Raw genomic sequence first — 19699 nt, forward strand, 5'->3', positions numbered from 1 at the left:
ACATCATGGCAACACAGCCCTACGCCCGCACCTACAACCAGAGCCACATCGCCCGCCCGCGCAACGGCAAACGCCGCGTCAGCATCTACTGGTCGTGGAGCTACCCATGGGAGGCCCAGCGCGACCCGGCGCTGCTGTACAACCGGTTCTCCACCATGACCGAGGTTCGCGCAGCCACGTGGCCGGCATACGAAGGACGCGAGTACAGCCCGCGAAACTTCCTGCAGGGCGTCGACGGAACGCTGGAACTGTTCCACCGATCCTCGTTGTTGTTCCAGGACGTCGCCGGCGAAGCAACCGGACATCCGGTGGCGGTGTTCCAGCGGGTCGATCAGGCGGGGTACCGGCTGCCGATCGATGAACGGATCCTCAACGACACCGACACCCTGATGATCTTCGGCCTGGACCACCTGCTCGGCGACGAGGCCGCGACCGAAGAAGAGGTCGCCGCGATCCAACAGTGGCTGCGCCGCGAGGGCACCTGCCTGATGCTGGCGCCACACCACGACGTCGGGTTCACCGACGACAAAGAGCAGCAGCAGATGGAGTACCTGCACCACAGGGATCCACTGACACCGCGGATCCAGCGCTTCAGCGGCTACGCCCGGTCGCTGCTGAACGGGCTGAAGATCCCGGTGCACAACACCTGGGGTCTGCGGCCTGCCACGGTCGAGGGCACCAAACAGATTGTGCCGCTGACCGCTTTCCGCGATCTGGATTCGGCGGGACTGCTGCGGGACGTCAGCACGCTCGCCTTGCATCCGCACCTGCCGCACTATGAGCTGACCGCACCCGAGGGCCCGGACCTGCGGGTGCTGGGCCGGCAACCGATCGACATGACCCGGCCGCACCCGTTCACCCTGGCGGGTAACACCGAGTTCAACGCCATGGTCCACATGCCGCCGTCCGGTGACCGCGCCGGCGACATCGTGCTGGTCGATTCCACTCACTTCACGACGCTGTTCGGCGCCAGTGACAGCCTGAGGTCCTTCTGGCGCAACCTTGTGACGATGGGTTGACACGGCCGGCATGAACGATCTCCTCTTGAAGGGTTCGAATGTCGCCGTTGTCTTCTTCGTCGTCTCGAGCACTCTGGCCGTCGGCCTGAGCTTGACCGTCAGCCAGATTCTGGCCCCGCTCAAGAACATACGTGTCGTCGCACTCGCCCTCGCGGCCAACTTCGTGCTGGCACCACTGGCCGCGTTCGGGCTGTGGCGGGTGTTCGATCTCGACGAGCCGCTGGGGATCGGGCTGCTGTTGTGCGGACTGGCCGCCGGCGCACCGTTCTTGATCAAGCTCGCTGAGTTCGCGAAGGCCGACATGGCCTTCGCGGTAGGCCTGATGGTGTTGTTGATGGTGGTCACGGTGGGCTATGTGCCGCTGGTGCTGCCGATCTTCGTGGCAGGCACCGCGGTCAACCCCGTCCATATCGCGGTGTCTCTCGTGGTGCTGATGCTCATCCCGCTGGCCGCGGGCCTGCTGCTGCGGGCCCGCGGTCCCGGGGTGGCCGCCCGCCTGCGGCCCGCGGTCGCGAAGGTGTCCACCGTCAGCATGATTCTGGTGATCGTGTTCACCATCGCCGCCCATTTCAACAGCGTCCGGTCGGCGTTCGGCACGTTCGCCATCCTGGCCGCCGTCGTGTACACCGCGATATGCGCCGGGATCGGTTGGCTCATGGGCGGTTCCAGGACCCGAAAGGTGCTGGCACTGGGAACCGCCCAGCGCAACGCCGCGGCGGCGTTCGTAGTCGCCGGCCAGAACTTCGACGATCCGAAGGTGGTGGTGATGATCACCGTTGTGTTGATCGTCGAGTTTCTGATGCTGTTGCCGTTCGCGCGGCGGCTCGCCCGCTCTCGCTGAGCAGCCCGAGGTTGTCGGCCTCGGCCACCGCGGCGGCGCGGGAGGAGACTCCCAGCTTGCGGTAGATCGACTTGGCCTGGCTCTTCACGGTTTCCCGGCCGATGACGAGTTCATCGGCGATGCGCTGCAGGGACAGATGCGTGGCCAGATGACGGAGGAGCCTGAGCTCGGCCGTCGTCAGCGACGGCCGAGTGCCCCGGGCGGCGCGGGCGGAAGACAAATCCCGGATCCGGTCCAGCCACTGACCGATGCCGACCGCCTCGGGTTCACGCCGATACGCGCGTTGCGCCTCACCCAGGTGCCGGTCGCACAGTTTCGTGTCGTCGATCTCGACGGCGGCGGCCGCGACCAGCACATGGGCCGTCAAGGCGGTCCGAGCGGACAGATTGCCCAGCCGCTCGAGGAGCTGCTCGGTGGCGCGGACCGCCGAACGCGCGCCGGCCACGTCCCCGCGTCGGGCCCGCACCAACGCGTCGACCGCGTAGACCACCACGATCGGCACCATGTCGGACAAGTCGCGCGAGTCGACGATCGCGCGTGCGGCGTTGGTGTGTGTGACGGCGGCAGGCAGGTCGCCGTCGCCGAGGTCCAATGCGGCGAGGTGCGCCAGCACGGCCGCCTGGAATCCGGGAAGGTCATCGAGCACCGGCAGCGCCGACTCGAGCGTGACTCGTGCCCGTTCCGGTTCACCAAGCATGGACAACGCGGCGCCCTTCATCGTGGTGGCCGCACCCCACCACGGGTTGACCAGGTGATCGCCTGCGCCACGGACTGTTTCGGCATGGCGGATCACCTCGCCCACTCCCCCGACGCCGAGCAGTGAGCCGATCAGTGCCGCAGCCACCTCGACCGATGGTGTGCCGTCGGCCAGCGGCTGGCCGGAGTCGGCTGCGCTCGCGGTCAACAGCGAACGCTGGATCAACTCGGCATCGCCGGTCATCACACCCAGCCAGGCTCGCGCGATCGCGGCGTCGGGATAGTCGGTGAACGTCTGCTCATCGATCAGGCTGAGCCGCCGGGCCAGGACGCCGGCCCGGCCGTCGAAACCCAACCGCACGGCGTCGATGCCCACCAGGGCGGCGGCCTTGGCACGGTCGTCGGCAGCGAGCGCTTGGGCCAGCGCACCGTCGATGTCACCGGCATTCGCCAGCCGATCGGCCGCTCGTGCCGCCAACTCCCGGAACCGGTCCGGGTCCCGGTCGCGTAGGCGCGCACGCAACAGATCCCCGAACAGCTGGTGATACCGGAACCAGATACCTTGGGCATCAAGGGAAACCAAAAACATGTTGCCCGATCGGGTGATTGCGTCGAGCATCGCCGCGGAATCGCTGCGCCCCAGCAGCGCGTCGAGCTCGTCAGCGCAAAAGCGGTCCAGGATGGCCGATTCCGTCAGAAACAGGGCAGTGTCGGGTTCGAGTTGACTGAGCACTTCCTCCACCAGATAGTCGGCCACCAGCCGGTGCCGCCCGGTCACCACCTCGGCGGGTGTGCCGTCGCGCAGCGCCAAGGCCGCCATCACCACACCCGCGGCCCAGCCTTCGCATTTCTCGAGAACCCGTGCGATCGTGGCCCGATCCGTCTCCGCACCGAGCGCTGCGAAGGCGGCCGTTCCCTCGGACCCTGACAGCTTCAGCTCCGCGATTCCGATCTCGACAACACCGCCCCGCAATCGGCGACGGGCCAGATCGAGTGCCGGGATCTGCCGGCTGACCAGCACCAGCGTCGTCGAATTCGGGGCCAGGTCCACCACCGCCCGCAGGGCGTCGATCGCTGCGCTCGCCGACAGTGCATGAACATCGTCGAGCACTAGCGCCACGGGCCCGCAGCTTTCGAGCACCTGGATGAACGCCGACACCAATTGGCTTTGGGCTCGGCCCGCGCCCTGCAGGTACCCCAGCACCGCTGGGTCGATGCGCCGGGTCTGGTTCAGCGCGGTGGCGAGGTGTAGCAGAAGGTGCGCGGGGTCGTTGTCGAGGTTGTCGAGCCGGGCCCAGGCAAACGGACGGTCGTCGGCGTCGTCCCACTGCGCCACCGCGGTGGTCTTGCCATAGCCTCGATCCACCGACTGACTTGATGAGGATTGGGGTGTCGGTATAAGAAAAGTGCCCTTTGAACTGGGATGATTGTAGTTCTCACACAAACAATCGGGCCAACTCGGAAGGGCACTTCGAGTGCAAGTTTCTCATAGGTTCGCCGCAGAGTCTGCGGTCTTCGACGATGCCCATCTCGTGTCGTGCGCGGGTTTGGTGCCGGTGATGACGCTGGCCAGCCAGACGGGGTTGTCCGGCCTGCTGGGCAGCAAGATTCGTATCGCGGCGCCGCGGGTCAAATCCGGGTCGGCCAACCCGGCGCCGAAACTGACGACCCTGGTCGCTGGGATATGTGCCGGAGCGGACTGCATCGATGACCTCGATGTGGTTCGCAGCGGCGGAATGAAGACATTGTTCGACGGGGTATATGCACCGTCGACGATTGGAACACTGTTGCGGGAGTTCACCTTCGGACATGCCCGCCAACTGGAATCAGTTCTGCGCGAGCACCTGGCGCGACTGTGCCAGCGGGTTGAACTGCTGCCGGGCAGCGATGAGCGGGCGTTCGTCGATATCGACTCGCTGCTGCGCCCGGTCTACGGCCGGGCCAAACAAGGTGCCAGCTATGGGCACACCAAGATCGCCGGCAAACAGATCCTGCGCAAAGGCCTGTCACCGCTGGTGACCACGATCAGCACCGAGACTGGCGCCCCGGTGATCGCCGGCGCCCGGTTACGGGCGGGTAAGACCAACTCCGGCAAAGGCGCGGCCCGCATGATCGCCCAAGCTGTCGCCGCTGCCCGCGCCTCGGGGGTCACCGGTCAGATCCTGGTGCGTGGTGACTGCGCCTACGGCAACAGCACCGTGGTGGCGGCCTGCCGCCGCGCCGGCGCCCGCTTCTCGCTGGTACTGACCAAAACCCGGGCCGTCACCGCGGCCATCGAGGCGATCAGCGATGACGCCTGGGCCCCGGTGAAATATCCCGGTGCGGTGCGTGACCCCGACACCGGGGAATGGATCTCCGATGCCGAGGTCGCCGAAACCACCTACACCGCTTTTGGTTCCACCGACCGACCGGTGACCGCCCGGTTGATCGTGCGCCGGGTCAAAGACGCCCGCTACCGAGACGCGTTGTTTCCCGTCTGGCGGTATCACCCGTTCTTCACCGACACCGACGAACCCGTCGATGCCGCCGACATCACTCATCGCCGCCACGCCATCATCGAAACCGTCTTCGCCGACCTCATCGACGGACCGCTGGCGCACATGCCCTCCGGGCGTTTCGGAGCGAACTCAGCCTGGATCCTGTGCGCCGCGATCGCCCACAACCTGCTGCGCGCCGCCGGCGTCCTGGTCGGCGGAGCCCACGCGGTAGCCCGCGGGTCAACACTGCGCCGCAAGATCGTCACCCTTCCCGCCCGACTGGCCCGGCCGCAACGCCGACCGATCCTGCACCTGCCCAGTCACTGGCCCTGGGCTGATCACTGGCTCACCCTGTGGCACAACACCATTGGCTACAGCCCACCCCCCGCCGCCACGACCGTCTGACCACCCGCCGAAAGGCCCAACCGGAACACACAGGAAAAGCTGGGCAGACCAGCAAGTACCTGCTGCTCACACCACGACCAGCCCACAGGAACCACCCCGAGCCCCACCAACCAGGTCAGTCCACGGATCGAGGCATAGCCTGCGGGCGCGGCTACCACCACCAGGCCGCTGCGGTCCTGCAGCACACGGGTGATTCCCAGGCGGGGAACGCCGGCCGGTGCGGTGACCGATCGCCCGACAGTTGCCACCGGAATGTGCGCCGGCCAAGATCCTGCTCCCACTTCCGCATCGTAGGTCAGGGGCGTCACAGCAAGGCTTTCCGCACGACTGCTGCAGGCGCGAAGCATCAGCGGCCAGTTTGTCGCAGGTCACGACGCTCTGAGCGTCGCACCCTCGGCGTACACACAAAGTTGACGGCGTGGCGTGCCATCCGTACATAGAGCCATCCGGAGGAGGTCACGAATGACTGCATCAACTGGCCAACGCAATGCGCACGTCCATATGGTGACCCCCGATGAGGCGCGACTGAAAATTGACCGAATGCATGCCCGCATCGGAATTACTCGCGACGAACTCGAACGCCGTGGCGACGCTTGGGAGCTGGATGCACCCGCACGCGGTGTTCTCGCAGATATCCGAGGTCTCGAGTTCCTGCTTGAGCGGGCCGCCTCCAACAAGTGACGGAGTCACTTGCAGAGCAGGCCGAGAAGTTCGCCAATGACCTGACGGCGACCACTCGCGCAGTGGTCGGTGACTCATTCGACCTCGGACTCGACCAACCCGGCGCTGCGGGCGTCGACGACGACGTGTTCCCAACTGGTCGCCACGGCAGCGATCACCGTGATGGCGGTCGCGAAGCCGGCCAGCGAGGCCAGCACGGTGGCCCACGGGCCGTCGGCGGCGACGCCGAGCAGGATGGCGACGACCGTCCCGACGACCACCAACGCGGCGGTCAGCGCTGAGGGCCGCCGGATGGCGCGGCGCAAATATTCGATCGGCGTGCTCATGTAACCCACTGTGCCCGCGCTGGCTGAGCAGGTATGAAGCGTTTCCTATGGAAATGTTCTGAACCAGCCGGGCCCGGCCGGCAAACCCGTTCAATCCCTACGCGCGCACGCTGCACGGCTAAGGTGATCCACCATGGCCAACTTGGACCGCCGAAAAATGATGATGCTGTCAGGTCTGGGCGTGATGGCGGCAGCGATGCCTGCCCCGCTCGCCAGTGCTCTCCCAGCCAAGCCCCAGGCACCGCGGGTTCCGGCCCCGGCAGCGCCACAAGCCGCTACGAGCTACGTGTTCGCCGACGAATTCGACGGGCCCGCGGGCTCGTCACCGAATACGTCGAAGTGGACCATCGCCAAGGCCCGCGAGACTTTCGAGGACCCCACCTACTGGGAGCAGCCCGGCCGTATCGGCCAGTACCGTGACGACCGCAAGAACGCCTTCCTCGACGGCAAGGGGAATCTCGTCATCCGGGCCACCAAGGAAGGTGACACCTACTACGGGGCCAAGCTGGCCAGCGTGTGGGAGGGCGGCGCCGGGCACACCTGGGAGGCACGGATCAAGTTCAACTGCCTGACGGCGGGCGCCTGGCCGGCCTTCTGGCTCGGCACCCTGGGCGAAGGCGAACTCGACATCGTCGAGTGGTACGGCAACGGCAAGTGGCCGTCGGCCACCACGGTGCACGCCAAGTCCAACGGCGGAGAATGGGAGACCCACAACATCGCCGTCGATACCGCGTGGCACACCTGGCGCACCCAGTGGGACGCCAACGGTGCCCGGTTCTGGCAGGACTACACCGAAGGCGCGAAACCCTACTTCGAGGTTTCGGCGAGCCAGTTGCCCGACTGGCCGTTCAACCAGCCGGGCTACACGATGTTCGTGGTGTTGAACCTCGCGGTCGCGGGCTCGGGCGGTGAGGACCCGAGCGGGGGTACCTACCCGGCCGACATGCTCGTCGACTACGTGCGCGTCTGGTAGTCGGCTGCGGCAACGCGTACGGGCTACTTCGGCGTGACGGTCTCCGCGAACGTGCCGTCACCCTTGTTCAGCCAGGTGATGGTGCCGTGCTCGAATTCGGAGATCCACCCACCATTGGCGACATCGGGACCGCCGCCCGTCTCATCCTCATCTTCGGTGGGGAAGCCCAGGGTGCCCGCAGGACCGCCGTTGGCGGTGTAGACCCGCAGGATCTCGCCCTGCACGACGTGCGCGCCGGCCGACGGCGAAGAGTAGATGGTGCCGTTGGCGAACGCCTGCACCGTGCCATCCCCGACCTTCTCCGGCTGCGCGGTCGGAGCGCCCAGTTTGGCTTCACCGCCGGCGTCGGAGTACTCCTCGGCAATCTGAGGTTCGAGCACCACCTCGCCGACGCCTGGCGCGTTCACCGTGCTGGGTGCGCCTTCGACGACGGACGAGACCGCGCTCGAAGCGGAGCTGGCCCCCTCCTTGGCCTTGCTCGTGCCGGCATCGACGGCCGACGACGCGGCACTCGTCGCGCTGGACAAAGCGTCCCTGGTCTGGTCTTTTGATTCCTCCGAACATGCAACGGCCGCCGCCCCCGTGATGGCGAAAGCTGCAGCCAGCGCGCCTGCGCGTTTCATCAGCTTTTGATCCATTTTCCGAACGTAACAAAGCCGAGAAGGCCTCGTCAGCAAATATCGGGATCCCGGAGCAAACCCCGACCGCGGCTATCGTGAAGTAACGGCGAATGGAGGACGCATGAGTTCCGGGACTCAACTCGACCGCACCGGTGCTGCTACCAGCGTTACCGAACACCCCGACCGGTTCACGATCGACGTCGAGGGCAGGACCGTCGGGCTCGCCGACTACCACGACCGTGACGGTCGCCGGATCTTTCCGCACACCGAGGTTCAGCCGCAATACCGCGGCCGGGGGCTGGCGACGATCCTCATCGCCGAAGCCTTGCGTTCGACGCGCGCCGCGGGCCTGCGCATCGTGCCGACGTGCTGGATGGTGGCCGAGTACATCGACAAACATCCGGAGTATGCCGACATCACCGACCGGTGAGAGCACCCTGGCTCAGCACTGCGCAGGCCGTGAGTCGGCGGCGACGAGGGTGAGGATGGCGTCGGTCAGCCGATCGAGATATTTGTCGTCGGCATCGAGCTGCATGACCGATTGGCGCCAGTACAGCGCTCCCCCGATCATGTCGAGCGCGACATCGATGTCGGCATCATCGGTGATCTCACCGCGCTGCCGGGCGCGTTCGAACAGCTGAGCCGCCTTGAGCCGCCGCGGTTCTCGGATCTGGCCGGCGATCACGGCTGCGTAGTCGGGATCGCGGGCGGCCTCGGCGAGCAGGTCGGGGATGATGGTGCGGGCCAGCCGGTGGGTGAGCGCCTCGCGTCCGTTCTGCAGGTATGCCCGGACGTCTCCGCGAAGGGTGCCGGTGTCGGGAACGTCGATCGCCGCGACGGCCACCTTGGTCACCAGGTCCACGGCCAAGTCCTGCTTCGATTTCCAGCGGCGGTAGATGGCGGCCTTGCCGACCCCGGCTCGCCTGGCGACGGCGTCGACGGACAGCCTGCCGTAGCCGACGGCGGCCAGCTCCTCGAAGAACGCGGATTCGATCGCGACGGTCACGTCGTCGAGGAGGACGGGGCCGCCCGATGTTCGGCGCGCTGCTGTGGCCACGGCACGATTCTACGAGACGGAACGGTTGCGTTCCGTTCACGCACGGCCTACCCTAATCGAGACGATGCAGTTCCGTTTCGTTAAGGAGGGATCCATGAAGTTCCTGTTCGACGACGAGTCGTTCTCGTTCGAAACGCTCCGCGCGGCCGGGTACGCCAACGCCGGCGGCGCCGATCTGGGCGAGATCCTGGTGACCGCGCGGGCCATCCCCGAGGGCGACGAGGTCGCCTGGCATCGCGAATGGAAGGCAACCGCGCAGCGGGTCGAAGCCCTCGGCCGTCAATCGTTGGCGGCCGCTCACCCCGTCAGCGCACGCGAGGCATTGCTGCGGGCGTCGAACTACTACCGCACGGCCGAGTTCTACCTTCGAGAGGATCCGGCCGGCGACCCCGAAGCCAAAGAACTGTTCAACCGCTCGCGCGAGACGTTTCTGGAATCAATGGCGTTGTTCGACTTCGGTTTTGACCGCATCGCCATCCCCTACCAGGACACCACGCTGCCCGGCTATCTCTATCTGGTGGATGATTCCGGAATCCCCCGCCCCACCGTCACCTTCAACGGTGGATACGACTCCACGCTCGAAGAGTCCTACGTCGCCCTTGCGGCCGGGGCGCTGGCGCGCGGGTACAACGTGCTGGCGTTCGACGGACCCGGCCAGGGTGCTGCCCTACGCGAGCAGGGGCTGACCTTCCGGTCCGACTGGGAGGCGGTGCTGACTGCGGTGATCGACTTCGCCCTCACCCGCCCCGAGGTCTCACCCCACGCCATCGCCATTTTCGGCTACAGCCTGGGCGGATATCTCGTGGCCCGCGCCGCCGCGTTCGAGAAACGCGTCGCCGCAGTGATTCTCAACGACGGCGTCCACGACTTTCACGCGGCGTTGGCCACCATGATGCCGCCATTCCTCGCGGCCTGGATCGAAGATGGCAACGACGATGCCGCCAATGCGGTACTCGGACTGCTGATGGCGGTGAACACCCAAACCCGCTGGGCGGTGCGCAACGGACTGTGGGCCTTGGGAATCGACTCAGCCGCGGCGCTGGCCCGCGCGTTCAAGGCCTACACGATCGCCGACGTGGCCGACCGGATCACCTCCCCGGTGCTGGTGCTCGACGCCGAGAACGACCAGTTCTTCAAAGGCGAGCCCGCGCGGGCGGCCCAGGCGATGGTCAATGCGAAGACCACTCTGGTGACGCTCTATGAAGCCGACGGCGCGGGCGAGCACTGCCATATGGGTGCCGCGTCCCGCGCAAACCAGGTCATGTTCGACTGGCTCGACGAACAGCTCGGCATTCAGGCTTGAGGGGTCACCAGATACTTCTCGCCGGTGGCCTTCTGCAGGTAGCCGTTGAACGCCTCGGGTGTGAGCATGCCCGCCAATGAGACCTCCTGGGTGTAGGCGCTCGCGAACGTCGTGGTGAGCTCCGAAGCGACGCGGGCGCGCAACCTGGCGATGGTCTCCGGCCCGGTACTGGCCAGAAAGGGGGTGAGCAGCCAGCCGCCCACACCCCAGGCCATTCCGAAGTTTCTGGTGAGCACCGTGGGGCCGGTGTCCAGGCTGCCGTAGATGTACACCTGCTTGTGGACGGCCGACCCGTAACGGGAGTACTGCGCGGCGGTCGCGTTGGCGGCCCGCTCCATGCCGTTGAGGATCTGGCTGGCCAGCGTGCCACCACCGGTGGCGTCGAACGCCAGCGTCGCCGACGTCGCCTTGAGTGCCTCGAAGAGATCCGCCTCGAACGACGAGGACGCCGAATTGCAGACGTAGGCCGCACCCAGACCACGCAGCAGCTCCTCCTGCTCGGCCTTGCGGACGATGTTGACCAGCGGCACCCCGTCGGCCAGGCACGCCTTGACCAGCATCTGGCCGAGATTCGACGCCGCGGCCGTGTGCACCAGGGCCGAATGTCCTTCCCGGCGCATGGTTTCCAGCATTCCCAGTGCGGTGAGGGGGTTGACGAAAGACGAGGCGCCGTCCTTGGCCGACGCGCCGTCGGGCAGCACCAGGCACGCCGCGGCGTTGACCACCCGGTACTGCGCGTACATCGCACCGCCGGCGAGGCCCACGGTCTTGCCCAGCAGGGCTTGTGCGTCCGGCGAGGCTCCCGCGGCCACCACCGTGCCCGCTCCTTCGTTGCCCACCGGAAGCGAGTCGCCGACGCGCGCCGCCAGCCCAGCCAGGGCGCCGTCGCGCAGCGGTGCGGTGACAACGGGACGCTCCGGGGTGCCCGTCACCGTCGCGGCCGTCATGTCAGCGGCGGCCGGGATCAACAGGCCCAGATCGGACGGGTTGATCGGCGATGCCTCGACCCGGACGACGACGTCGTCGGCGCCCGGTTTGGGCACGGCGACTTCATGCAGCGACAGCTCAAGCGTGCCCTCCGGCGTCACCAACGACCGCAATTCCAACGCGGTCTCGGGTAGTTCCTCGGTCATGGTTGAACACTACGTCCGGGGCACGGCACTACACCGAGCATTTGCCCCCGGTAAACAGATCGCACGTGGTGCGCAGGCCGTTGAGGACGCCGCCCGGGATAGCGGTGACGAAGTCGGTGGCGCTGATGGCGTGCAACGACGTGAGGTCCGTTGCCTGCTGGGTGCCGATCAGCACCGCCACGGCTTCGCCCTTGTCGGTGGTGATCGTGAACGACTCGTCGCCATCGCCGTACTGCCCTGCGCAGTCGGTTTGGCAGGCCCCGGTCGCGGGGTCGATCTTCTCGTCGAACATGTCGTTGATCCACCCGGCGGACAGCTCGCGAACAGCCAGCGGATTCTGCGGCTGCGGGAATCCGGCGATGAGGTACGCCGCGGCCTGGATCAACGGATTGCCGCCCTGCATGGGATCCATGTGCACGCCGTCTTCGAGTACGACGCCGGTGAACTGCCCCGGCCGTGCCTGCGAAAGTTGGTCGTTGACGTCGCTGAACACGTTGAGGAAATTCAGCGGCGCGCCGATCTCGTAGATCGGGATGTAATCGTTCGGGTCGTCGTCGCTGAGGTCCGGAGTCCCGTTCGTCTCGAGTTCGTTGAGCCGTTCCATCGCATCGGGAACGATCGAACCCATCGGCACCGCGTCGTAAATCACCACGCCGGCAAGCTCATTCGGGGCATCGAGGCCCTGCTCACGACGGCGGGTCAGCCCCTCGGCGTAGTACCCGGCGACCCCGGGGGCGAATCCACCGCCCAGCGAATGCCCGACGAGGACGAATTGCATAGGCACGTCGAGGTTCTCGGCATGCCCCGCCTTGAGCTCCGCGGTGTCCATACTGGCGTTGAGCGCCGTACGGTCAGGGTCGAGGAACAACTGCGCGACCGCCTCGTGCAGGTTGTCACCACCCAGCCACATGCCGTCCTCTTCGAACGGGTTCGACGAGAACGTGGTGGTGACCACGATGCTGTTGGTCGAATGCGCCAGATAGGATGCGGTATAGCTGTAGAGCGGACCGTTGGCCAGGAAGCCATGCTGCAGGTAAATCATCCGGGTGGGTGGCTCGCCGTTCTCGGATGTCGGGAAGTACCAGTTCGATTCGACCTCATGGCCTTCGGAGATCACCAGCGTAGAGGTGCTGACCTCGACCGAATCGCGCAGTTCCGGCGGCACCACCGGATCGCCACCGACAACGCGCTCCAGGGTCGCCAGGGTGTCGAACACGACGCCGGTGATCACCGACACCGGCTTGGGATAGTTCTGCGGTTCCGGGTTGAGTGCCAGCTCGCCGAGGCTGCGGATCACGTCGTGGATCGCCTCGAGCGGGTCGTTCGGGACCGCGGCTGCCTGGGGGCGGGCGACAGGCTCCACAGCGTTGTCGGGCTTGGGCGCGGCGATGGCCGGCCGAATTTTTATCGGCGGCCGAACCCGGATCTCGGCGGTGGGCGGCGCCTCCTCGGTGAGGCTGCCGGCTGCGCCCTCCACGACATCGTGGGTGGTGTCGCGCATTGCGGTGTCGACGTCGCGCACTGCGGTGTCGATGTCGCGCACTGCGGTGTCGACGTCGCGCACGGCGTCACGGAATGTGCTGCGCGCCTTGGTCCGAACTGCATCGGCGAAGTGCCGGGCGGGGCGCTCGGACTTTTCGATCTGCGTGTGACGCTGCTTGGTCTCGACTTTCGCGGCGGCCGAGGTGGCTTCCGAGGCCTCGGATTTCGGCTGCGGTTTCACCGACCGCGCCTTCTTGCGGTGCTGGGGTTTCTGCGCGGTGTCGTTGCGGGTGGCCGACGACTTCGTGTCGTGCTTTGACGGGCCGCCCTCGTCGGCGTTGGCGGTTCCAGCCCCGGCCAGCACCGCTGCCGACATACCCGCCGTGAACAGTCCAGCACCAACCCACGCCGCGACACGCGTCATTATTCGCCCCCCGTTACATCGAACTCGACCTGTGTCACGTTAGCGGGCAGCCCGGTGGCGCGGGCAGAATTCGCCGAGCCGGCCGATCGCGGCCAGGAACGGGTCCGCGCCGCACTGTTGGCCAGGGTCCCGAAAATGGCGCAAAACCCGGCGCACAAGCCGACTTTCGCGCGTCCACGTCAATCGAACCGGTAGTTGTCCCGGCCCGGGTCCGAAACCGCGGTGACCTCCCGCAGCCACGCCGGGCATTCCAAGACCGCCAACACCGCCGCCGCGGCTTGTTCGACGGTCAGCGCTCCCCCGGGACCATTGGACGGCAGGTATCCACCGGCGGTCCACTCGTCGGCCAGCCGGGCGAGTAATTCATGATTCCAGCTGTCGGTGACGCCAGTGCCCAGCACTGAGCCCACCCGCACCGTGGTGAAGGCCAGGTCCGGGTGTTCGTGCTGCCAGGCCGTGACCATGGTCTCCAGTGCCGCCTTGCTGGCGGCGTAGACGCCCATTCCGGGCAACGGGCGCGGAACCGACGAGGCACTGAGGTACACCGCCCGCCCCTTCGCCGCGATCAGGTGCGGTAACGCCGCGCGGGTCATCGATGCCGCGCCGTACACATTGGTGGCGAAGGTGTCCGCCCAGGTTCCGGCACCCGCGTCTTCGAGGCGGACCAGCACGTCGATCGCGGTGGCGTACACCAGGTGGTCCACACCGCCCAGCGCGTCCACCGCATTCTGTACCGCGGCGACGCACTGCCCGTCGTCCCTGACGTCGCATTCGAGCGCGACGTGCCCCCGCCCAGCGGCTGCCGCCACGGCGTCCTCAAGTAGTTCGACCCGGCGCGCGGCGAACGCCACAGACGCGCCGGACGCGGCCGCCTGCAGGCCGATCTGCCTGCCGATTCCCGACGACGCTCCGACCACGAGGATCTTGGCACCATCCAACGTCTTCACAAATGTGTCCTTTTTCCCGAGCCCTGCGAGCGCGACGAAACCGCTGTAGACAGGTTCTCAAATCTGTACACTCCTGGCGTGCAAATGGATGATGTCGGTCGGCTGAATGCAGCGCGCGAGTGGCTGTCCGCCCAGTGGGACGCCCCGGTCGAGGTCGCAGCGGCCGGCAAACCGGGCAGTGGGTTCTCGGCGGACAACCTCATCTTCACCGCGACCGTCGACGGTCACACCACCACTCACGTGCTGCGCGTCGATTCCGACAACGAGCAGCCGTATCCCGAACAGGCGCGCGGCCTGGGCACCGGAGTGGAGTTGCAGTCTCGCGCCATGGCCGCGATCGGCGACCGGGTACCCGTCGCCCCGATCGTCGGTGTCGAACTCGACCCGAATGTCCTGGGTGCGCCGTTCCTGGTGATGGACTTCGTCCCCGGCGTCGTCCCCAAGGAGATGCCCCCGTGCACGACCGAGGGCTTCTACGCCGAGGCCGAACCCGACTTCCGCCACACCATGGTCCGTACCGGCCTCGCCGCGCTGGCCGACGTGCACACCGTTCCGTGGCGTGACCGCGGACTGGCCGACCTGGACAACGGGGCGCAGCCGGCGGGCGCCGCTCGTCAGTTCGAGTTGTGGGATGCCCACCTGCGCAACGCTTTACGCGGCCGCGAAGCCGAGCTGTTCCGGCTGGTCGATGACCGCCTGCGCTCGGAACTCCCGCCCGCCCCGGCCGCCGACGACACGGTCCTGCTCTGGGGCGACGCCCGATTGGGCAATGTCATCTGGGACGCCGAATCGGGTACGCCGCGGTGCCTGACCGACTTCGAGGGCGTGGCGGTCGGTGAACGCGAGCTCGACCTCGGCTGGTGGTTGATGGCCGATCGCTGGATGCACGAAGGGTCGGGCACAGCACGGCTGGACGGGGAGCCCACGCGAGCCGAGCAGGTCGCCCATTACGAACGCCTGGCCGGGAAGTCGGTTTCGGACCTGCACTGGTATGAGCTGTTCGCGGCCTACCGCTTCGCCACCACGGTGGTGGTGGTGATGAACAACTGGGAGAAGACCGGCATGGTCCCCGGCGACCACCTGATCTGGCGCGACAATCCGGCGACCGAACTGATCACCGCCATCCTCGACGACCGGGGGCAGGCGTGATCATCGGACCGTACGCGGACAGCAACGACGAGTTCCATCCGCCGGCCGACGCGGCAGACCCTGAGTGGACCGAGACGTGCTGGTTCACGTTCACCGTGCCCGAACGCAAACTGTCCGGGCAGTTGTACCCGTTCTTCAAACCGACCCTGGGTGTGGCTTCGGCCGGGGCGTACTTCTGGGACGACAGCGGCGATCAGATCTGGAATTGCCTGTATGCCAAGAACTTCTGGCACCTGCCGCTACCCGAGGAGCCGTTGTCCAATCTGCGGCTCGGCAATGGTGCGCGGTATGAGGTGATCGAACCGGGTCTGCAATACCGCATCGGCTACGACGACCCCGACGACGGCGACGAGATCCACGTCGACCTGACCTTCACCGCCGTCGCCGAACCTCATCTGCTCGGCGACAGCCACCTCGACCAGCCGGGTCGATATCGCGGCGAGATCGTTCTTCGTGGGGAGCGGATTCCGGTCGACGCCTTCGGGTTCCGGGATCGGTCCTGGGGGCGCCGAACTCAGCACGGCCAGGGCATCCACGCCACACCGAGCAAGCGTGGCGGCTACAGCTACGCGACCGCTGGTGACGGCGACGGGTTCCACGCGATCACCATGGACTTCGGAGACGGCACCGCGCACGCCATCCACGGCTACGTCATCGCCGAGGGAAAGTGGGGCAAGCTGACTCAGGGCCGCCGCGACGTCCTGGAACGCGATCAGGGAACCGGCGCACCGACGCGCGTGCAGATCACGGCGACCGACGAGCACGGACGCACCATCGAAGCGGTCGGCGCCACCCTCAACCGACTGGGGTTCGCGATCAACCCGAATCTTTGGACCTGGAACTGTCTCACCGAATGGTCATGGAACGGCATCACCGGCTACGGCGAGGACCATGACAACTGGAGCATGGCCGGGCAACGAGAGTTCGCGCGGGAATTCTTCAGCGGCCGATAGCGACCCGGTTGCGGGGAACCTCCTAGAGCTTGCCGGCAGCGAAATCAGCTGCCTGCGCGACCTTCCCGGACTGCACATAGGACACATGAGCGCCCATGTCCCAGCCGCCTTCCCAACAGATCGGATCGCCCTCGTTGCATTGATCGATGGCGTCGGCGGCGTACCGCGGAGCCAGCGTCGGCAACGGTTGGCCGGCGGCTAGCAGACCGGAGAAGCTGGTGCGCGGCGTACCGAACAGCGCGCTGGCTGCCACATGATCAGCGACCTGCGGAGCCGCCTGATTGGTGGCCTGTTCGATGACCGCCGCGCCCTGTGAATAGCCACCGAGCACCATCTTGGTGTTCGGGCAGCTGGCCGCGACGGACTCGATGAGGGACCGCGCCGCGGCGGTACCGGCCGGAGTGCTGGTGTTGAAGTCATTGGTGGCCGGGTAGTCGACGGCCGCCGCGTCGACCGTGCGGGGCGCCACCCGGGCCCGCAGGTCGTCGACGAACGGGCCGCCGACACTGCCCAGGCCCGGCGGCTCATTGGTGCCGCGGGCGAAGACCACCTCGACATCGGGACACGGTGCGGCTTGGGCCGGTGCGGGCGTGATGACCGGAGTGGCAGCGGCGAAGGCCGCGAACGCCAAGATCAGTACAGGCTTGCGGGTCATACCGCCCGATCGTAGGGCCGTCCCCCGATCGGTGGACGCACGATTCCGGCGATTCATGGTCTGACCAGCGGACAAGGTTTTCGCCTCATTCGCCGCTGTTGACCGTTTTCTTGATATTGGCGACGGCCGAGTCCCCAGACTTGTTCGACGGTGGGCTTGGGTGGCACCGGCTACGCCCCGGACCTGCCGGCCCCAGGTCAGCGAGAGCCGATACGAGGGTCGAGGCAACGGTAGGCAGAGCAATCCTTCCAAGTGATGTCAAATACGTTGTGTTCCAATAGGGCTGAACGAGTCCGGCGTTGCGGATTCCCAGTCCACCTGCCAGCTCTCCGGAGGTTCGCTCAAGAGCGCTTTTGCGGGCAGCCACTCGTACAGCTCGGCGTAGGACCGCTGTTCGGTGGCGGACAGCCGTTTCCGCAGCAGATGCGGCGAAAGCTGCGCCGGGTCGGTGATGCCCATCGACGCCATCAAGCGCATCGCCTGCGCCACCGTCGCACGCTGATACCGGTAGACCCGTTGGCTCTTGTCGGCGACGTCGAGAGCACGTGCCCGCCGCGGATCCTGGGTGGCCACCCCGACCGGACAGTGGTTGGTGTGGCAGCGCTGGGACTGGATACAGCCGGTGGCCATCATCATCGGCCGGGCGGCATTGGTGTAGTCGGCCCCTTGGATCAAACGCTTGACGATGTCGGTGCCGGTGGCCACCTTGCCGCTGGCGCCCACCCGGATGACGTCACGCAGCCCGGTGCCGACGAGAGCGTTGTGCACCGTCATCAGGCCGTCCGTGAGCGGCAGGCCGACATGGTCTTCGTATTCCAGGGGTGCGGCCGCCGTCCCGCCCTCGGCGCCGTCGACGATGATGAAGTCCGGGGTGATGCCCTCGGCGAGCATCGCCTTGCAGATCGCCAGGATGTCGACTCGCGAGCCGACGCACAGCTTGACGCCCACCGGTTTTCCGTCGGCCAGTTCCCGCAGCCGGGCGATGAACCCCACCAATTCCCTTGGGGTGTGAAACATCGAATGCGCTGCCGGACTGACGCACTTCTGCCCCGCCGGCACGCCGCGGTAGCGGGCGATCTCCTCGCTGACCTTGGCGGCAGGCAATACGCCGCCCACGCCCGGCTTGGCGCCCTGACTCAACTTGATCGAGATGCACTTGACCGCGTCGTGGGCGGCCTTGTCGGCGAACTGATCCGGATCGAAGGCGCCGTCGCGCGTGCGGGTGCCGAAGTAGCCAGAACCGATCTCCCACACCACGTCGGCGCCGCCCAGGTGATACGGCGTCAGCCCGCCTTCACCGGTGTCGTGAGCGAAACCGCCGAGCTTGGCTCCGTTGTTCAACGCGCGTAATGCGTTGCCCGACAGGGCACCGAAGCTCATCGACGAGATGTTCATCAACGCCATGTCGTAGGGGTGCCGGCAGTCCGGACCGCCGATGCGGGCCCGGAACGGTTCCGGTGGCTCGTCGAGCGGCGCCGTCGAGTGCACAAGGTACTCGTAGCCCTCGATGTTGATGTCACGTTCAGTGCCGTAAGACAGCTCCGCGGCGGTGCCCTTGGCACGTTCGTATATCAGCGACCGTACGTCGCGATCGAACGGGCGCCCGTCGAAGTTGCGCTCGATGAAGTACTGCTGCAGCTCGGGACGCAGCGCCTCCAGCAGGTAGCGCATATGCCCCACGACGGGATAGTTGCGCAGCACGGAGTGCCGCCGCTGGATCAGGTCATACCAGCCCACCGCCGCGAGCAGCATCGTCACCGCGGCCAGCACCCACCAACCCCACGAGCCGATGACTGCCGCCGCAACCAGGATCATCGCCAACACCGTCAATGCCACCACGGCCCCGAACCGGATCATGAAGGTGGCATACCCGCGGTCGGCGGAATTCAGGCCCGCCCTTGTGACCGCACAGTGAACCCACAGCCGGAATCCGCCGACTTCGGGTCTGATCAGTCGTGTTTCGCCTCGTAGCGCAGCAGGACCGTGCCGCCCGGAAAGGTGCGGTTCTCCAACAGTCGCAGCGAAATCCATGACGGCAGCGTCGGGAAAAATGGGGTGCCGCCGCCCACTGCGGTGGGCGCGACCACGATCCGGTACTCATCCACCAGACCGGCTTGCACGATCGGCGCCGCCAGCGTGGCACCGGCCACCTCCAGTTGGCCGTCGGTTTCGGCTTTCAGCTTCGTCACCACCTCGACCGGGTCACCGCGCTCCAGGCGGGAGTTCCAGTCGACCGACTCCAGGGTGCGCGAGAACACCACCTTGGGCATGTCGCGCCAGATGTGGGCGAAGTCGACGATCATCGGTGTGGCGTCCGGGGCCTCGTCGGCCGTCGGCCAGTACGCGGACATCAATTCGTAGAGCCGCCGCCCGTAGAACGAAAGGGCCGTCTCCCGCTCGAAGTCGTTCCAATACTGGTGCAGTTCGTCGCTCGGCTCAGACCAGTCGATGTTGCCTTGTGCGTCGGCGATGTACCCGTCCACCGACACGTTGAAGCCATAGATGAGCTTGCCCATGCAGAGTTGACCTCACCGAGGTCCAAAATTCATCGCGAAGCC

The 19699-nt window shown here is 66.6% G+C and carries 20 protein-coding genes; 9 read left to right on the top strand and 11 right to left on the bottom strand.

All coding sequences use genetic code 11. The features are described from left to right. Positions 1-5: 5 nt before the first annotated feature. Both BKG60_RS15995 and BKG60_RS16000 read left to right on the top strand, forming a co-directional pair. Positions 6-1019, top strand: a complete 1014-nt coding sequence (locus BKG60_RS15995; RefSeq protein WP_075909775.1) for a hypothetical protein — start codon at positions 6-8, stop codon at positions 1017-1019. Between the two features lie 10 nt (positions 1020-1029). Further along, positions 1030-1860: a bile acid:sodium symporter family protein gene (locus BKG60_RS16000; protein WP_075909776.1), complete on the top strand. Its 831-nt coding sequence runs from the start codon at positions 1030-1032 to the stop codon at positions 1858-1860. On the opposite strand, the gene BKG60_RS16005 is transcribed toward BKG60_RS16000, so the two are convergent. Then, the gene (locus BKG60_RS16005; protein WP_075909777.1) at positions 1790-3922 is read right to left on the bottom strand and encodes a LuxR family transcriptional regulator; all 2133 of its coding nucleotides are present in this window, start codon (positions 3920-3922) and stop codon (positions 1790-1792) included. The genes BKG60_RS16000 and BKG60_RS16005 overlap by 71 nt on opposite strands. A 109-nt stretch (positions 3923-4031) precedes the next feature. Between BKG60_RS16005 and BKG60_RS16010 the strand changes: the two genes are divergently transcribed. Next, positions 4032-5438: an IS1380 family transposase gene (locus tag BKG60_RS16010; RefSeq protein WP_070944604.1), complete on the top strand. Its 1407-nt coding sequence runs from the start codon at positions 4032-4034 to the stop codon at positions 5436-5438. Here BKG60_RS16010 and BKG60_RS16015 read toward each other — a convergent pair. Continuing rightward, positions 5405-5719: a hypothetical protein gene (locus tag BKG60_RS16015; protein WP_131823373.1), complete on the bottom strand. Its 315-nt coding sequence runs from the start codon at positions 5717-5719 to the stop codon at positions 5405-5407. The two genes, BKG60_RS16010 and BKG60_RS16015, sit on opposite strands and share 34 nt — an antisense overlap. A gap of 181 nt (positions 5720-5900) precedes the next feature. Between BKG60_RS16015 and BKG60_RS31710 the strand changes: the two genes are divergently transcribed. Then, positions 5901-6119 (top strand): hypothetical protein, encoded by a 219-nt coding sequence (locus BKG60_RS31710; protein WP_131823121.1) that lies wholly within the window; start codon positions 5901-5903, stop codon positions 6117-6119. 74 nt (positions 6120-6193) lie between these two features. Here the strand turns inward: BKG60_RS31710 and BKG60_RS16025 are convergent, their stop codons facing one another. Continuing rightward, positions 6194-6445, bottom strand: a complete 252-nt coding sequence (locus tag BKG60_RS16025) for a hypothetical protein (RefSeq protein WP_120764934.1) — start codon at positions 6443-6445, stop codon at positions 6194-6196. Between the two features lie 133 nt (positions 6446-6578). Here BKG60_RS16025 and BKG60_RS16030 point away from each other — a divergent pair, with 133 nt between their 5' ends. After that, positions 6579-7418, top strand: a complete 840-nt coding sequence (locus BKG60_RS16030) for a glycoside hydrolase family 16 protein (protein ID WP_070186217.1) — start codon at positions 6579-6581, stop codon at positions 7416-7418. A gap of 23 nt (positions 7419-7441) precedes the next feature. Here the strand turns inward: BKG60_RS16030 and BKG60_RS31980 are convergent, their stop codons facing one another. After that, entirely contained in the window at positions 7442-8056 is a 615-nt protein-coding gene (locus BKG60_RS31980; RefSeq protein WP_070186216.1) for an LGFP repeat-containing protein, read from the bottom strand. 103 nt (positions 8057-8159) lie between these two features. Here BKG60_RS31980 and BKG60_RS16040 point away from each other — a divergent pair, with 103 nt between their 5' ends. Continuing rightward, complete coding sequence (locus tag BKG60_RS16040) at positions 8160-8468, top strand: GNAT family N-acetyltransferase (RefSeq protein WP_070186215.1); 309 nt, start codon at positions 8160-8162, stop codon at positions 8466-8468. A gap of 12 nt (positions 8469-8480) precedes the next feature. On the opposite strand, the gene BKG60_RS16045 is transcribed toward BKG60_RS16040, so the two are convergent. Further along, a complete protein-coding gene (locus tag BKG60_RS16045; RefSeq protein ID WP_070186214.1) occupies positions 8481-9095 on the bottom strand; it encodes a TetR/AcrR family transcriptional regulator in 615 nt (204 codons plus the stop codon). A 94-nt stretch (positions 9096-9189) separates the two neighbouring features. Between BKG60_RS16045 and BKG60_RS16050 the strand changes: the two genes are divergently transcribed. Further along, on the top strand, positions 9190-10398 hold the full coding sequence (locus BKG60_RS16050) for an alpha/beta hydrolase family protein (protein WP_070186213.1): 1209 nt from the start codon (positions 9190-9192) through the stop codon (positions 10396-10398). Here the strand turns inward: BKG60_RS16050 and BKG60_RS16055 are convergent. The 3 genes from BKG60_RS16055 to BKG60_RS16065 form a co-directional block, all read right to left on the bottom strand. Next, the gene (locus BKG60_RS16055) at positions 10389-11531 is read right to left on the bottom strand and encodes a zinc-binding dehydrogenase (RefSeq protein ID WP_070186212.1); all 1143 of its coding nucleotides are present in this window, start codon (positions 11529-11531) and stop codon (positions 10389-10391) included. The two genes, BKG60_RS16050 and BKG60_RS16055, sit on opposite strands and share 10 nt — an antisense overlap. A 28-nt stretch (positions 11532-11559) precedes the next feature. Continuing rightward, positions 11560-13437 (bottom strand): hypothetical protein, encoded by a 1878-nt coding sequence (locus tag BKG60_RS16060; RefSeq protein ID WP_070944602.1) that lies wholly within the window; start codon positions 13435-13437, stop codon positions 11560-11562. A 179-nt stretch (positions 13438-13616) separates the two neighbouring features. Further along, positions 13617-14384: an SDR family NAD(P)-dependent oxidoreductase gene (locus BKG60_RS16065; protein ID WP_070944601.1), complete on the bottom strand. Its 768-nt coding sequence runs from the start codon at positions 14382-14384 to the stop codon at positions 13617-13619. An 84-nt stretch (positions 14385-14468) separates the two neighbouring features. Between BKG60_RS16065 and BKG60_RS16070 the strand changes: the two genes are divergently transcribed. Together BKG60_RS16070 and BKG60_RS16075 are read left to right on the top strand one after the other, a co-directional pair. Further along, positions 14469-15533 (top strand): phosphotransferase family protein, encoded by a 1065-nt coding sequence (locus BKG60_RS16070; protein WP_070944600.1) that lies wholly within the window; start codon positions 14469-14471, stop codon positions 15531-15533. Next, on the top strand, positions 15530-16486 hold the full coding sequence (locus BKG60_RS16075) for a DUF7064 domain-containing protein (protein WP_070944599.1): 957 nt from the start codon (positions 15530-15532) through the stop codon (positions 16484-16486). Before BKG60_RS16070 ends, BKG60_RS16075 begins: the two co-directional genes overlap by 4 nt. A gap of 22 nt (positions 16487-16508) precedes the next feature. Here the strand turns inward: BKG60_RS16075 and BKG60_RS16080 are convergent, their stop codons facing one another. The 3 genes from BKG60_RS16080 to BKG60_RS16090 form a co-directional block, all read right to left on the bottom strand. Next, positions 16509-17141: a cutinase family protein gene (locus BKG60_RS16080; protein WP_070944598.1), complete on the bottom strand. Its 633-nt coding sequence runs from the start codon at positions 17139-17141 to the stop codon at positions 16509-16511. Positions 17142-17399: 258 nt separating this feature from the next. Then, complete coding sequence (locus BKG60_RS16085; RefSeq protein WP_070944597.1) at positions 17400-18998, bottom strand: FMN-binding glutamate synthase family protein; 1599 nt, start codon at positions 18996-18998, stop codon at positions 17400-17402. A gap of 92 nt (positions 18999-19090) precedes the next feature. Then, entirely contained in the window at positions 19091-19657 is a 567-nt protein-coding gene (locus BKG60_RS16090; RefSeq protein ID WP_070944596.1) for a dihydrofolate reductase family protein, read from the bottom strand. Between the last annotated feature and the right edge of the window lie 42 nt (positions 19658-19699).

The sequence above is a fragment of the Mycobacterium syngnathidarum genome, from assembly GCF_001942625.1.
Taxonomy (GTDB): Bacteria; Actinomycetota; Actinomycetes; order Mycobacteriales; family Mycobacteriaceae; genus Mycobacterium; species Mycobacterium syngnathidarum.